The following is a 13589-nucleotide window of genomic DNA, read 5'->3' as shown; positions in this document are numbered from 1 at the left end:
GCTTAAGCCGTCTGCACGCGGACGCGATCGGGTGCGGCGACGTCGATGCGGCCGGAGCGCAGCCGCACCACGCGGTCGCAGCGCTGCGCCAGCGACGTGTCGTGGGTCACCAGCACCAGCGTCATGCCGCGCTGGGCGTGCTGCGCGAACAACAGATCGACGATCTGCTTGCCGGTGGTCTCGTCGAGATTGCCGGTCGGCTCGTCGGCGACCAGGATCGTCGGGTCCGGCGCCAGCGCGCGGGCCAAGGCGACGCGCTGCTGCTCGCCGCCGGACAGTTGCGTCGGATAATGCTGCAGCCGTTCGCCCAAGCCCACCGCGGTCAATTCGCGCGCGGCGCGTTCCATGGCGTCGGCGCGGCCGGCCAATTCCAGCGGCACCGCGACGTTTTCCAGCGCTGTCATGGTCGGGATCAGATGGAACGACTGGAACACGATGCCGACATGGCGGCCGCGAAACCGCGCCAGCGCGTCCTCGTCGAGGGCATTGAATGCGGTGCCGTCGACCACCACCTCACCGCTGTCGGGGCGCTCCAGCCCCGCCATCACCATCAGGAGCGTGGATTTCCCCGATCCTGAAGGCCCGATCAGACCGATCGCCTCGCCGGAGCCGACGCGCAGGCTGATATCCTTCAGGATATGCACGCGCGCCGCGCCGGAGCCGAGCGACAGGTCGACATTGGAGATGACAATGGTGTCGGGCGCTCGGGTGTCGGGTGCCTGGCCCTGCGGCGATGAGGTTTTGATGAACTTGTCCATGGCTGGCTCATATGGCGATTGGTTCGGCGCGGTCGAGAGGCGCGGGGCGATGTTTCTGCGCGGCATGGTGACCGCGGTCTTATTCGGAGGTTTGATGAGCGGAGCGAGCGTGGCGCAGACGGCGACGGTCGCTGCCGCCAAGCCGATCAAGCTGGTGGTGCTGGGCGATTCGCTGAGCGCCGGCTACGGCCTGCCGGCCGCCGCGGCGTTTCCGGCGCGTCTGCAAAAGGCCTTGCAGGACAAGGGGATCGCCACCGAGATGGTGAATGCCGGGGTGTCGGGCGACACCGCTTCAGGTGGCCTCGCGCGGCTCGACTGGTCGCTCCCGAAGGATACCGAAGCGGTGATCGTCGAACTCGGCGCCAACGACGCCTTGCGCGGCACCGACCCCAAGGTCACCCGCGAGGCGCTTGACCAGATCGTGACGAAGCTGAAGGCGCGCAACATCGCGGTGCTGTTGTGCGGGATGTACGCGCCGCCGAATTACGGCACGCAATATGCGGCGCAGTTCAACGCGATCTATCCGGAGCTGGCGAAGACCTATCAGGTGCCGCTGTATCCGTTCTTTCTTGAGGGCGTCGCGACCATCGCCAAATTGAACCAGGCTGACGGGCTGCATCCGACCGCGGCGGGCGTCGACACCGTAGTGAAGAATATCCTGCCCACCGTGGAGGCATTTCTCAGCACCGTCGCTGGGCAACGCAGTTGAAAAACCGGCAATCCGCCCTCAACATGAGGTATTCACAGGGCGTTGTACCTACCAGACTTCGCAGTGTCGCAGTTCTGCGTTACGACTAATTGTCGTTGATTCGTTCGTCCTCCTGCCGTGCTTCTGCATCGAGGGTTTGCGATGCCGCGTTTGTTCACTGGACTGGAAATCCCGGCCGAGATCGGCCAGACGCTCTCCAATCTGCGCGGCGGTCTGCCCGGCGCGCGCTGGATCGACCCGGAAAATTACCACGTCACCTTGCGCTTCATCGGCGATATCGACGGCGTCTCCGCCAACGAGATCGCCTCGATGCTGGTGCGGATCAACCGCAAGCCGTTCGACGTCGCGCTGCAGGGACTGCAAAGCTTCGGCGGCAAGAAGCCCCGCGCGGTGGTGGCCTCGGTGGTGCCGTCGCGGCCGCTGATCGAGCTGCAGGCCGAGCTGGAGCGGCTGATGCAGCGGCTCGGGCTCAACCCGGAAGGGCGCAAATTCACCCCGCACGTCACGCTGGCGCGGCTGCGCGACGCCTCCAACCAGGACGTCGCGGATTATCTCTCGGTGCGCGGCTATTTTCCGACCCGGGTGTTCACCGCCTCGCGCTTCGTGCTGTTCTCGTCGCGCGCCTCGACCGGCGGCGGGCCCTATGTAGTGGAGGATTCGTACGCGCTAGCGGGATAGGCGGCTTCGCAGCATCCGCGGAGGTCATCGCCCGGCTTGACCGGGCGACCCAGTATGCCAGAGCGCCGAAATTTCGGGGGCTCTGGAATACTGGGTCCCCGCTTTCGCGGGGATGACGGCCTATTGAGGATCGGCGCCGAGCCCAGCTCTTGCGCAGACCGCGTTCCGCATGGCCGCCTGCGTGAATCCCGGCTTGCATTTTTCCGCGCGGTAATGACGTAAGTGTCGCCATGCTGTCTCCCGACCCCGTCTCGTTCTCCGAACAATATCAGGCGCTGGTGTCCTCCGGCGCGATCGAGCCCGATCCGGCGCAGGCCGGCGCCGTCGAGGCGTTCAGCGTGCTGGAGGCCAATCTCGCCGGCTACAAGCCACCGAAGAAGCCCGGGCTGTTCGGCCGGCTGTTCGGCGCCGACAAGGACCCGCCGCCGCCGCGCGGGCTCTACGTCCATGGCGAGGTCGGCCGCGGCAAGACCATGCTGATGGACCTGTTCTTCGACACCAGCCCGGTGACGCTGAAGCGGCGCGCGCATTTCCACGAATTCATGGCCGAGGTGCACGAGCGGATCTACGCCTTCCGGCAGAACATCAAGCGCGGCGAACTCGGCGAAAGCGCCGACGTGGTGGCGCTGACCGCGAATTCGATCTTCGAGGAAGCCTGGCTGTTGTGCTTCGACGAATTCCACGTCACCGACATTGCGGATGCGATGATCCTGAGCCGGCTGTTCTCAAAGCTGTTCGAGCTCGGCACCGTGGTGGTGGCGACCTCCAACGTGGCGCCGGACAATCTCTACAAAGGCGGCCTCAACCGCGCGCTGTTCCTGCCGTTCATCGGGCTGTTGAAGGCCCGGATGGAGGTGCTGCGGCTCGATGCCCGGACCGATTACCGGATGGAAAAGCTCACCGGGGTGAAGACCTGGCTGGTGCCGGCGGATGCGGAAGCCACCGCCGCGCTCGACAAGGCCTGGTTGCGCTTGACCGGGGGCGCGCCCGGCCATCCGCGCGACATCTCGATCAAGGGCCGCAAATTGCACGTGCCGCGCGCCGACCACCACGTCGCGCGGTTCGGCTTCGCCGACCTCTGCGAGCAGCCGCTGGCGGCGTCGGATTATCTGCGGCTGGCGCATGATTATCACACCATCATCATCGACAAGATTCCGATGATGGACATCGCCGACCGCAACGCCGCCAAACGCTTCATCACGCTGATCGACACGTTGTACGACAACGCCGTGAAGCTGATGGCCTCGGCGGCGGCCGACCCCACAGCGCTGTACCGTGCCACCGAAGGCGTCGAGGCGATGGAGTTCCAGCGCACCGCGTCGCGGCTGATCGAGATGGGGTCGGAATCCTATCTGGCGCTGCCGCACGGCCGCAGCGACTCCACCGCCAGCGGGTCCTCCACCGGCCTGGTCGAAACCTAAGTCGAACGCCGTTTCGTCGTTATCGAGCCGGCTGAACTATTTATGAGCGAACCGCGACTTGAACGGTTCCTGCGAACGGGATAACCCACGCCCCAGCTTTTCCTCCCCTTCCCCCACCCTGCTCAAAGGACAGCTTTCCCATGGCGCGCGACAAGATTGCTTTGATTGGCTCCGGTCAGATCGGCGGAACCTTGGCTCACCTGGTCGGCCTGAAGGAACTCGGCGACGTGGTGATGTTCGATATCGCCGAGGGTGTGCCGCAGGGCAAGGCGCTGGATCTGGCGCAGTCCTCCCCGGTCGACGGCTTCGACTGCAAGCTGACCGGCGCCAATTCCTACGAGGCGATCGAAGGCGCTCGGGTGGTGATCGTCACCGCCGGCGTGCCGCGCAAGCCCGGCATGAGCCGCGACGATCTGCTCAGCATCAACCTCAAGGTCATGGAGCAGGTCGGCGCCGGCATCAAGAAATACGCCCCCGACGCCTTCGTGATCTGCATCACCAACCCGCTCGACGCCATGGTCTGGGCGCTGCAGAAGGCCTCCGGGCTGCCGCACCGCAAGGTGGTCGGCATGGCCGGCGTGCTCGACTCCGCCCGGTTCCGCTATTTCCTCGCCGACGAGTTCAACGTCTCGGTCGAAGACGTCACCGCCTTCGTGCTGGGCGGCCATGGCGACACCATGGTGCCGCTGGTGAAGTATTCCACCGTGGCCGGCATCCCGCTGCCTGACCTCGTGAAGATGGGCTGGACCTCGCAGTCGCGGCTCGACGAGATCGTCGACCGCACCCGCAACGGCGGCGCCGAGATCGTCAACCTGTTGAAGACCGGCTCGGCGTTCTATGCGCCGGCGGCCTCGGCGATCGCGATGGCCGAGAGCTATCTCAAGGACAAGAAGCGGGTGGTGCCGGTCGCGGCCTATCTCAACGGCGAATACGGCGTCAAGGACATGTATGTCGGCGTGCCGGTGGTGATCGGCGACAAGGGCGTCGAGCGCATCGTCGAGATCGAGCTGGCCGGCAAGGACCGCGAGGCGTTCGACAAGTCGGTTGCCGCCGTGCAGGGCCTGGTCGAAGCCTGCAAGAAGATCGCGCCCGAACTGCTCGGCCACTGAGGCTGAAAATCGGACGACGGCGCCGCCGTCAATGCTTTCATGAGCGTTGACGTGCGGCGAAGCCGGTCGGGTGTGGGACGCGGGCCAATGACGGACCGTATCCCTCGCCCCAATCCTCTCCCGATAAGAGAGGCAATATGTGGCCGGTGGTGAGACGAGTTAGGTTCATTCGGCTGGACGAATTCTGGCGAGGGGCAATCAATGAATATCCATGAATACCAGGCCAAAGCGGTGTTGCAGCCGTTCGGTGTATCGCTGTCGAAGGGCGTCGCGATCCTCAAGGCTTCCGACGCCGAGGCTGCGGCCAAGCAGCTCGGCGGGCCGATCTGGGTGGTGAAGAGCCAGATCCATGCCGGCGGCCGCGGCAAGGGCAAGTTCAAGGAAGCCACCGCCGGCGACAAGGGCGGCGTGCGGCTCGCCAAGTCGGTCGAAGAGGTCAAGCAATACGCCGCCGAGATGCTCGGCGCGACGCTGGTGACGATCCAGACCGGCCCCGCCGGCAAGCAGGTCAACCGGCTCTATATCGAAGACGGCTCCGACATCGACAAGGAATTCTACCTGTCGCTGTTGGTCGACCGCGTCACCTCGCGGATTTCCTTCGTGGTCTCCACCGAAGGCGGCATGAATATCGAAGACGTCGCCCACGACAGCCCGGAGAAGATCATTTCGTTCTCGGTCGATCCGGCCACCGGGGTGATGGGCCATCACGGCCGCACCGTCGCCAAGGCGCTGGGGCTTTCCGGCGACCTCGCCAAGCAGGCCGAGCGGCTGGTGGCGCAGCTGTATTCCGCGTTCATTTCCAAGGACATGGAAATGCTCGAGATCAACCCCTTGGTGGTCACCAAGCAGGGCGAGCTGAAGTGCCTCGACGCCAAGATGTCGTTCGACGGCAACGCGCTGTATCGCCATCCCGACATCGCCGCGCTGCGCGACGAGACCGAGGAAGACGCCAAGGAAATCGAGGCGTCGAAATACGACCTCAACTACGTCACGCTCGACGGCACCATCGGCTGCATGGTCAACGGCGCCGGCCTCGCCATGGCGACCATGGACATCATCAAACTGTACGGCATGACCCCGGCGAACTTCCTCGACGTCGGCGGCGGCGCCAACAAGGAGAAGGTCACCGCGGCATTCAAGATCATCACCGCCGACCCGAACGTGAAGGGCATCCTGATCAACATCTTCGGCGGCATCATGAAGTGCGACATCATCGCCGAGGGCGTGGTGGCGGCGGTCAAGGACGTCGGCCTCAAGGTGCCGCTGGTGGTGCGCCTGGAAGGCACCAATGTCGACGCCGGCAAGAAGATCATCCAGGAATCCGGCCTCAACGTGTTGTCGGCGGACGATCTCGACGACGCCGCGCAAAAGATCGTCAAAGCCGTCAAGGAGGCTGCATAAATGTCGGTTCTGATCGATAGCAACACCAAGGTGATCTGCCAGGGCTTCACCGGCAAGAACGGCACCTTCCATTCCGAAGCCGCGATGGCCTATGGCACCAAGATGGTCGGCGGCACTTCGCCCGGAAAAGGCGGCTCCACCCATCTCGGTCTGCCGGTGTTCGACACCGTGGCCGAGGCCAAGCAGCGCACCGGCGCCGATGCCTCGGTGATCTACGTGCCGCCGCCGGGCGCAGCCGACGCGATCTGCGAGGCGATCGACGCCGAGATCCCGCTGATCGTCTGCATCACCGAGGGCATCCCGGTGCTCGACATGGTGCGGGTGAAGCGCTCGCTGCAGGGCTCGAAGTCGCGGCTGATCGGCCCGAATTGCCCCGGCGTGATGACCGCCGGCGAATGCAAGATCGGCATCATGCCGGCCAATATCTTCAAGCCGGGTTCGGTCGGCATCGTGTCGCGCTCTGGCACGCTGACCTATGAGGCGGTGTTCCAGACCACCCGCGAGGGGCTCGGCCAGACCACCGCGGTCGGCATCGGCGGCGACCCGGTCAAGGGCACCGAGTTCATCGACGTGCTGGAGATGTTCCTGGCCGACCCGCACACCACCTCGATCATCATGATCGGCGAGATCGGCGGCTCCGCCGAGGAAGACGCCGCCCAGTTCCTGATCGACGAGGCCAAGCGCGGCCGCAGCAAGCCGACGGTCGGCTTTATCGCCGGCGTCACCGCACCTCCCGGCCGCCGCATGGGTCATGCCGGCGCGATCATCTCGGGCGGCAAGGGCGACGCCGCCTCGAAGACCGCGGCGATGGAAGCCGCCGGCATCGTGGTGTCACCGTCGCCGGCGCGGCTCGGCAAGACGCTTGCCGAAAAGTTGAAGTCGTAATTCAGTCCTAGCGTTTTTCGTCGCTTACATTTCCCTTTTTTGGGGGTAAAGGTGCACTATGTTGCTGATCCGGGCCCCCGGGTCAGCGTTCGCACTTTGATGTGCGACGAGAAATTCAGGACGGAATCATGTCTCGCCAGGACGCGAATGCTGCTTTTGCCCTTTCTTCATTTCTCGATGGCGCCAATGCCGGTTACATCGACGAGCTTTATGCCCGCTATCAGGCCGATCCGTCCTCGGTCGACGCCGAATGGCAGGAATTCTTCAAGAGCCTGAAAGACCGCCCGGCGGACATTCAGCGCAACGCCGAAGGCCCGTCCTGGGCCAGAACCGACTGGCCGATCAGCCCGCGTGACGACCTGACCTCGGCGCTCGACGGCAACTGGGTCGAAGTCGAGAAGGCGATCGGCACCAAGCTGCAGGCCAAGGAACAGGCGAAGGCGCAGAGCAAGGGCGCCCCGACGGTGCCGGCCGACGTCAACCAGGCCACCCGGGATTCGGTCCGCGCCTTGATGCTGATCCGCGCCTACCGGATGCGCGGGCATTTCCACGCCAAGCTCGACCCGCTGGGTCTCGAGCCCGCCAAGGACCACGAAGAACTCGACATCCGCACCTACGGCTTCACCGAGGCCGACGTCGATCGCAGGATCTTCCTCGATCACGTGCTCGGGCTGGAATACGGCACCCTGCGCGAGATCGTCGCGATCTGCGAGCGCACCTATTGCCAGACGCTCGGCGTCGAATTTCTGCACATCTCCAACGGCGCGCAGAAGGCCTGGATCCAGGAACGCATCGAAGGCCCGGACAAGGAAATCAGCTTCACCCGCGAAGGCCGCCGCGCCATCCTGATGAAGCTGGTCGAGTCCGAAGGCTTCGAAAAGTTCTGCGACCTGAAATTCACCGGCACCAAGCGGTTCGGTCTCGACGGCGGCGAGGCGCTGATCCCGGCGCTGGAGCAGATCATCAAGCGCGGCGGCAATCTCGGCGTCCGCGAGATCGTGCTCGGCATGCCGCATCGCGGCCGCCTCAACGTGCTGACCCAGGTGATGGGCAAGCCGCATCGCGCGCTGTTCCACGAATTCAAGGGCGGCTCCGCCAACCCCGACGAGGTCGAGGGCTCCGGCGACGTCAAATATCATCTCGGCGCCTCGTCGGACCGCGAGTTCGACCACAACAAGGTGCATCTGTCGCTGACCGCCAACCCGTCGCATCTGGAGATCGTCGATCCCGTCGTGCTCGGCAAGGTCCGCGCCAAGCAGGACCAGCATGGCGACGCCCCGGAAGAGCGCGTCTCGGTGCTGCCGCTGTTGATGCACGGCGACGCGGCGTTCGCCGGGCAAGGCGTGGTCGCCGAATGCTTCGGATTGAGCGACCTGAAGGGCTACCGCACCGGCGGTTCGATCCACTTCATCGTCAACAACCAGATCGGCTTCACCACCTATCCGCGCTATTCGCGCTCCTCGCCGTATCCGTCAGACGTCGCCAAGATGATCGATGCGCCGATCTTCCATGTGAACGGCGACGATCCGGAAGCGGTGGTGTTCGCCGCCAAGATCGCGGTCGAGTTCCGGCAGAAATTCCACAAGCCCGTGGTGATCGACATGTTCTGCTACCGCAGGCATGGCCACAACGAAGGCGACGAGCCGGCGTTCACCCAGCCGGCGATGTACCGCAAGATCGCCGCGCACCCGACCACGCTGGAGATCTATTCGAAGCGGCTGGTCGCCGACGGCGTGATCACCGAAGGCGAGATCGAAAAGGCCAAGGCGGACTGGCGCGCGAGGCTCGACGCCGAGCTCGAGGCCGGCACCGGCTATCGGCCGAACAAGGCCGACTGGCTCGACGGCAAATGGGCGGGCTTCAAGACCGCCGACCAGGAAGAGGATCCGCGCCGCGGCATCACCGGCGTCGACGTCGCTCTCCTCAAGGACATCGGCCGCAAGATCACCAAGGTGCCGGACGGCTTCCGGCTGCACCGCACCGTGCAGCGCTATCTGGAAAACCGCGCCCGCGCCATCGACACCGGCGTCGGCATCGATTGGGCGACCGGCGAAGCCTTGGCGTTCTGCACCCTGCTGCAGGAAGGCCACCGGGTCCGGCTGTCCGGGCAGGACAGCGAGCGCGGCACCTTCTCGCAGCGCCATTCGGTGCTGTTCGATCAGGAAGACGAGAACCGCTACACGCCGTTCAATCATCTCGGACCCGATCAGGGCCACTACGAGGTGATCAACTCGCTGCTGTCGGAAGAAGCCGTGCTCGGCTTCGAGTACGGCTATTCGCTGACCGAGCCGAACGCGCTGACGGTCTGGGAAGCCCAGTTCGGCGACTTCGCCAACGGCGCGCAGGTGTTGTTCGACCAGTTCATCTCCTCGGGCGAGCGCAAATGGCTGCGCATGTCGGGCCTGGTCTGCATGCTGCCGCACGGCTATGAGGGCCAGGGCCCGGAGCATTCCTCGGCCCGCCTCGAGCGCTTCCTGCAGATGTGCGCGGAAGACAACATGCAGGTGGTGCACGCCACCACACCGGCGAATTTCTTCCACGTGCTGCGCCGCCAGCTGAAGCGCGAGATCAGGAAGCCCTTGATCCTGATGACGCCGAAGTCGCTGCTGCGCCACAAGCGCGCGGTGTCGTCGCTCGACGAGCTCGGCGCCGATACCACGTTCCACCGCATCCTCTACGACAGCGCCGAAGTGCTGCCGGAGGAAAAGATCAAGCTGAAGCCGGACGGCAAGATCCGCCGCGTCGTGCTGTGCTCCGGCAAGGTCTATTACGACCTCTATGAGGAGCGCGAGAAGCGCGGCGTCGACGACGTCTATCTGATGCGCATCGAGCAGCTCTATCCGGTGCCGCTGAAGGCGCTGGTGCAGGAGCTGACCCGGTTCAAGGGCGCGGAGTTCGTCTGGTGCCAGGAAGAGCCGCGCAACATGGGCGCCTGGCACTTCATCGAGCCCTATATCGAATGGGTGCTGAACCAGATCGGCGCCGTGCATCGCCGGCCGCGTTACGCCGGCCGCGCCGCCTCCGCCGCGACCGCCACCGGGCTGATGTCGAAACATCTGGCCCAGCTCAAGGCTCTGTTGGACGAGGCGCTGCACTGACGTCCGCGTCGGTGCCGCCCCGTCCGCCAAGATTTTCATGACTCCAAGGGATTGGCGAGGCGCCGGAGCTGAACCGGCGATCTCGCAAGAGGAAAGAAGCAATGACTGAAATTCGCGTTCCCACGCTCGGCGAATCGGTGACCGAGGCCACCATCGGCCGCTGGTTCAAGAAGGCCGGCGACGCCGTTGCGGTCGATGAGCCGTTGGTCGAACTGGAAACCGACAAGGTCACCATCGAGGTGCCGGCGCCCTCCGCCGGAACGCTCGGCGAGATCGTCGCCAAGGATGGCGAGACCGTCGCGGTCGGCGCGCTGCTCGGCCAGATCACCGACGGCGCCGCGAAAGCCGCGCCGAAGGAAGCCGCCAAGGCTTCCGGCGTCGCGCCGGAAACCACCACCGGCCGCCCGGATCTGAAGACCGACGGCACCAAGCCGATCAATGCCGGCCCGGAAGAGGTCAAGCCGAAGCCGCAGACCGCCGAGGCCAAGCCGCTGCCGGCCGACACCCCGCAGGCGCCGTCGGTGCGCCGGCTCTCGGCCGAGAACGGCATCGACGCCGCCACCGTGCCGGGCTCCGGCAAGGACGGCCGCGTCACCAAGGGCGACATGCTGGCGGCGATCGAGAAGGCGGCCTCGGCGCCGACCCCGGTCGATCAGCCGGCCGCAGCCGTGCAGGTCCGCAGCCCCTCGCCGGCCGACGACGCCGCCCGCGAAGAGCGCGTCAAGATGACCAGGCTGCGCCAGACCATCGCGCGACGGCTGAAGGACGTGCAGAACACCGCGGCGATGCTGACGACCTTCAACGAGGTCGACATGAGCCACATCATGGCGCTGCGCGCGCAGTACAAGGAGGTGTTCGAGAAGCGCCATCACTCCAAGCTGGGCTTCATGGGCTTCTTCGTCCGCGCCTGCGTGCAGGCGCTGAAGGACATTCCGGCGGCCAATGCCGAGATCGACGGCACCGACCTGATCTACAAGAATTACTACCACATCGGCGTCGCGGTCGGCACCGACAAGGGCCTGGTGGTGCCGGTGGTGCGCGACTGCGACCACAAGTCGATCGCGCAGATCGAAAAGAGCATCGCCGATTTCGGCAAGCGCGCCCGCGACGGCCAGCTCAAGATCGACGAGATGCAGGGCGGCACCTTCACCATCACCAATGGCGGCATCTACGGCTCGTTGATGTCGACGCCGATCCTGAACGCGCCGCAGTCCGGCATCCTCGGCATGCACAAGATCCAGGAACGCCCGGTGGCGATCGGCGGCAAGGTCGAGATCCGCCCGATGATGTATCTGGCGCTCAGCTACGACCACCGCGTGATCGACGGCAAGGACGCCGTGACCTTCCTGGTGCGGGTCAAGGAAAGCCTGGAGGATCCGACAAGGCTGGTGCTGGATCTGTAAGGATTCGCAAGCGATGCCGACGATTGCTATTATCGCCGGCGTTCGCATTGTCATCTATCCGAAGGATCACCTGCCGCCGCATCTGCATGCCCGTTTCGCCGAGTTCGAGGTTCTGATCTCGATTCTGACGGGGGATGTCTTGGAAGGGTCGCTTCCAGCGGCGAAATTACGGGAGGTGCAGTCCTGGCTCGCGGCGAACCGCGAGCAGGTCGCCTATGTTTGGCAGGAAGTCCGCGCGCTGCGCTACAGCGGGGGGAGGATCGATCAGTGAATTACCGCATCGCCGACGTCTCCGTCGTGCGCTACCCCGTTCTGCGGATCACTTTCACCGACGGTCTTTCCGGCGAATACGACCTCTCGGACATGATCGCGAATGGCCCTGCCTTCGCAGCTTTGCGCGATGAAGCGTTGTTCGCCCGCGTCGCAGTCGATCCGCATGGCCGCACGTTCGGATGGAATCTGGACGATCCCGGCCACGAGATCGACTTCTGTCCGGATGCGACGCGCATCCATATCGAAGAGCAAAAAGTCGCCGAACTCGCGGATCGCTATCGCGTGAGTCGTTCTGCCGCCGAGTAAACGGCCGTAAGGAATCCCAATGCCGCCTCTGCCGACTGAAATCTTCGTGCTCGGCCTGAGCGTCGTGTTGCTGATCGTGCAGCTGTTTCTGGCTTCGGTGCCGACCACGCTGGAACTCGGCGGCGCCTATCAGGCCGGGCCGCGCGACCAGCCGCGCGCTGCCAAAGGCGTGTTCGCCGGTCGCGCCGCGCGCGCCTTCCGCAACCTGCTGGAGACCTACCCCGTCTTCGTGGCGCTGGCGCTCGCGCTCGTCGTCACCGGCCGCAGCGGCGGCTGGGGCGCGCTCGGCGCCGAGATCTGGCTGGTGATGCGCATTCTCTACGTGCCCGCCTATCTGATCCATTTTCCGTTCGCCCGCAGCGTGCTGTGGTTTGCGTCGCTGTTGGCCCTGCTGGCGATGCTGGCGCGGCTGTTGTTGTCTTGAGATTTGCCGCACCTACCACCTGATCACGTTGATCAGGCTTCAACCCGTCGATCGGAGCCCACCGTGCAGGATCGCGTCGTCATCGTCACCGGAGGCAGCCGCGGCATCGGCCGCGCCACCGCGCTTGCCGCCGCGGCGCGCGGCTACCGGGTGTGCATCGGCTACGCCAGCAACCAGGCCGCGGCCGACGAGGTGGTGGCGAAAATCGCGGACAGCGGCGGCCGAGCGATGGCGGTGCAATGCGACGTCGGCTTCGAAACCGACATCGTCGGTCTGTTCGAAGCCGCCGACGGCTTCGGCCGGCTCGGCGCGCTGGTCAACAATGCCGGCATCGTCGGGCCGACCGCGCGGGTCGATGAGATGTCGGCGGAGCGGATCCAGCGGATGATGGCGGTCAACGTCACCGGCAGCATGCTGTGCGCCCGCGAGGCGGTGAAGCGGATGTCGACCCGCCATGGCGGCGAGGGCGGGGTGATCGTCAATCTGTCGTCGGTGGCGGCCAAGCTCGGCTCGCCCAATACCTATGTGGACTATGCGGCGTCGAAGGGCGCGATCGATTCCTTCACCATCGGGCTCGGCCACGAGGTCGCCGGCGAAGGCATCCGGGTGGCGGCGATCCGGCCCGGGCTGATCGATACCGAGATCCACGCCTCCGGCGGCGAGCCCGACCGCGCCCACCGGCTCGCCCACAACGTGCCGATGCAACGGGTCGGCACCGCGGAGGAAATCGCCAACGCCGTGGTCTGGCTGATCTCCGACGAGGCGTCCTACGTCACCTCGGCGATTCTCGACGTGTCAGGCGGACGGTAGGGTTATAGACTGCGGCAACAGATGACCGGAGGGGCGCATGGCCGACGAGATCGACTTGAGGTTTCTGGGCGAACAGATCAAACGGCTGCAGGGCGATGTCCGGCAGGTCAAGTCCGGGATGGCCGAGGTGCGGGCCGATAGCGTTGCGGTCAAGAGCGACGTCGGGGCGCTGGGCACAGCGCTGAGCCGCATGGAGCGACAGCTCGAAGCCTTCCGCGAATCGGTCGATGATCGGTTCGATCAGCAGATTGAACTCTTGAAATCCAGCTTCCGCTCCCTTTCCGAAGAAATCCAAACCATGAAGAAGTCCTGAT

14 protein-coding genes are annotated in these 13589 nt (G+C 65.1%); 13 read left to right on the top strand and 1 reads right to left on the bottom strand.

Annotated features, from left to right (window positions below):
• Positions 1-2: 2 nt before the first annotated feature.
• Positions 3-758: an ABC transporter ATP-binding protein gene (locus HNR60_RS01350; RefSeq protein ID WP_184253429.1), complete on the bottom strand. Its 756-nt coding sequence runs from the start codon at positions 756-758 to the stop codon at positions 3-5.
• Here HNR60_RS01350 and HNR60_RS01345 point away from each other — a divergent pair.
• From HNR60_RS01345 to HNR60_RS01285, 13 genes are all read left to right on the top strand, one after another.
• The gene (locus HNR60_RS01345; protein ID WP_184253427.1) at positions 757-1467 is read left to right on the top strand and encodes an arylesterase; all 711 of its coding nucleotides are present in this window, start codon (positions 757-759) and stop codon (positions 1465-1467) included. The two genes, HNR60_RS01350 and HNR60_RS01345, sit on opposite strands and share 2 nt — an antisense overlap.
• A 141-nt stretch (positions 1468-1608) precedes the next feature.
• Entirely contained in the window at positions 1609-2145 is a 537-nt protein-coding gene (gene thpR / locus HNR60_RS01340; RefSeq protein WP_184253425.1) for an RNA 2',3'-cyclic phosphodiesterase, read from the top strand.
• Positions 2146-2375: 230 nt separating this feature from the next.
• The gene (gene zapE, locus HNR60_RS01335; protein ID WP_184253423.1) at positions 2376-3566 is read left to right on the top strand and encodes a cell division protein ZapE; all 1191 of its coding nucleotides are present in this window, start codon (positions 2376-2378) and stop codon (positions 3564-3566) included.
• Between the two features lie 140 nt (positions 3567-3706).
• The gene (gene mdh, locus HNR60_RS01330; protein ID WP_184253421.1) at positions 3707-4675 is read left to right on the top strand and encodes a malate dehydrogenase; all 969 of its coding nucleotides are present in this window, start codon (positions 3707-3709) and stop codon (positions 4673-4675) included.
• Between the two features lie 201 nt (positions 4676-4876).
• Positions 4877-6076, top strand: coding sequence for an ADP-forming succinate--CoA ligase subunit beta (gene sucC / locus HNR60_RS01325; protein ID WP_184253419.1), 1200 nt, complete (start codon positions 4877-4879; stop codon positions 6074-6076).
• Positions 6077-6961, top strand: coding sequence for a succinate--CoA ligase subunit alpha (sucD, locus tag HNR60_RS01320; RefSeq protein WP_184253417.1), 885 nt, complete (start codon positions 6077-6079; stop codon positions 6959-6961).
• A 128-nt stretch (positions 6962-7089) separates the two neighbouring features.
• Complete coding sequence (locus HNR60_RS01315) at positions 7090-10059, top strand: 2-oxoglutarate dehydrogenase E1 component (protein WP_184253415.1); 2970 nt, start codon at positions 7090-7092, stop codon at positions 10057-10059.
• 101 nt (positions 10060-10160) lie between these two features.
• Positions 10161-11462, top strand: a complete 1302-nt coding sequence (odhB, locus tag HNR60_RS01310; protein WP_184253413.1) for a 2-oxoglutarate dehydrogenase complex dihydrolipoyllysine-residue succinyltransferase — start codon at positions 10161-10163, stop codon at positions 11460-11462.
• A 13-nt stretch (positions 11463-11475) separates the two neighbouring features.
• Complete coding sequence (locus HNR60_RS01305; RefSeq protein ID WP_184253411.1) at positions 11476-11733, top strand: DUF4160 domain-containing protein; 258 nt, start codon at positions 11476-11478, stop codon at positions 11731-11733.
• Positions 11730-12041, top strand: a complete 312-nt coding sequence (locus HNR60_RS01300) for a DUF2442 domain-containing protein (protein ID WP_184253409.1) — start codon at positions 11730-11732, stop codon at positions 12039-12041. The genes HNR60_RS01305 and HNR60_RS01300 overlap by 4 nt, the downstream gene beginning before the upstream one ends.
• 19 nt (positions 12042-12060) lie before the next feature.
• A complete protein-coding gene (locus HNR60_RS01295) occupies positions 12061-12465 on the top strand; it encodes an MAPEG family protein (protein ID WP_184253407.1) in 405 nt (134 codons plus the stop codon).
• Between the two features lie 63 nt (positions 12466-12528).
• Positions 12529-13275: an SDR family oxidoreductase gene (locus HNR60_RS01290; RefSeq protein WP_184253405.1), complete on the top strand. Its 747-nt coding sequence runs from the start codon at positions 12529-12531 to the stop codon at positions 13273-13275.
• A gap of 37 nt (positions 13276-13312) precedes the next feature.
• Complete coding sequence (locus HNR60_RS01285; protein ID WP_184253403.1) at positions 13313-13588, top strand: hypothetical protein; 276 nt, start codon at positions 13313-13315, stop codon at positions 13586-13588.
• Position 13589: the final 1 nt, after the last annotated feature.

Source organism: Rhodopseudomonas rhenobacensis (assembly GCF_014203125.1).
GTDB classification, from domain to species: Bacteria; Pseudomonadota; Alphaproteobacteria; order Rhizobiales; family Xanthobacteraceae; genus Rhodopseudomonas_A; species Rhodopseudomonas_A rhenobacensis.
Note: the sequence above shows the minus strand (reverse complement) of the source record. Positions and strands in the feature narration are given on the sequence as shown.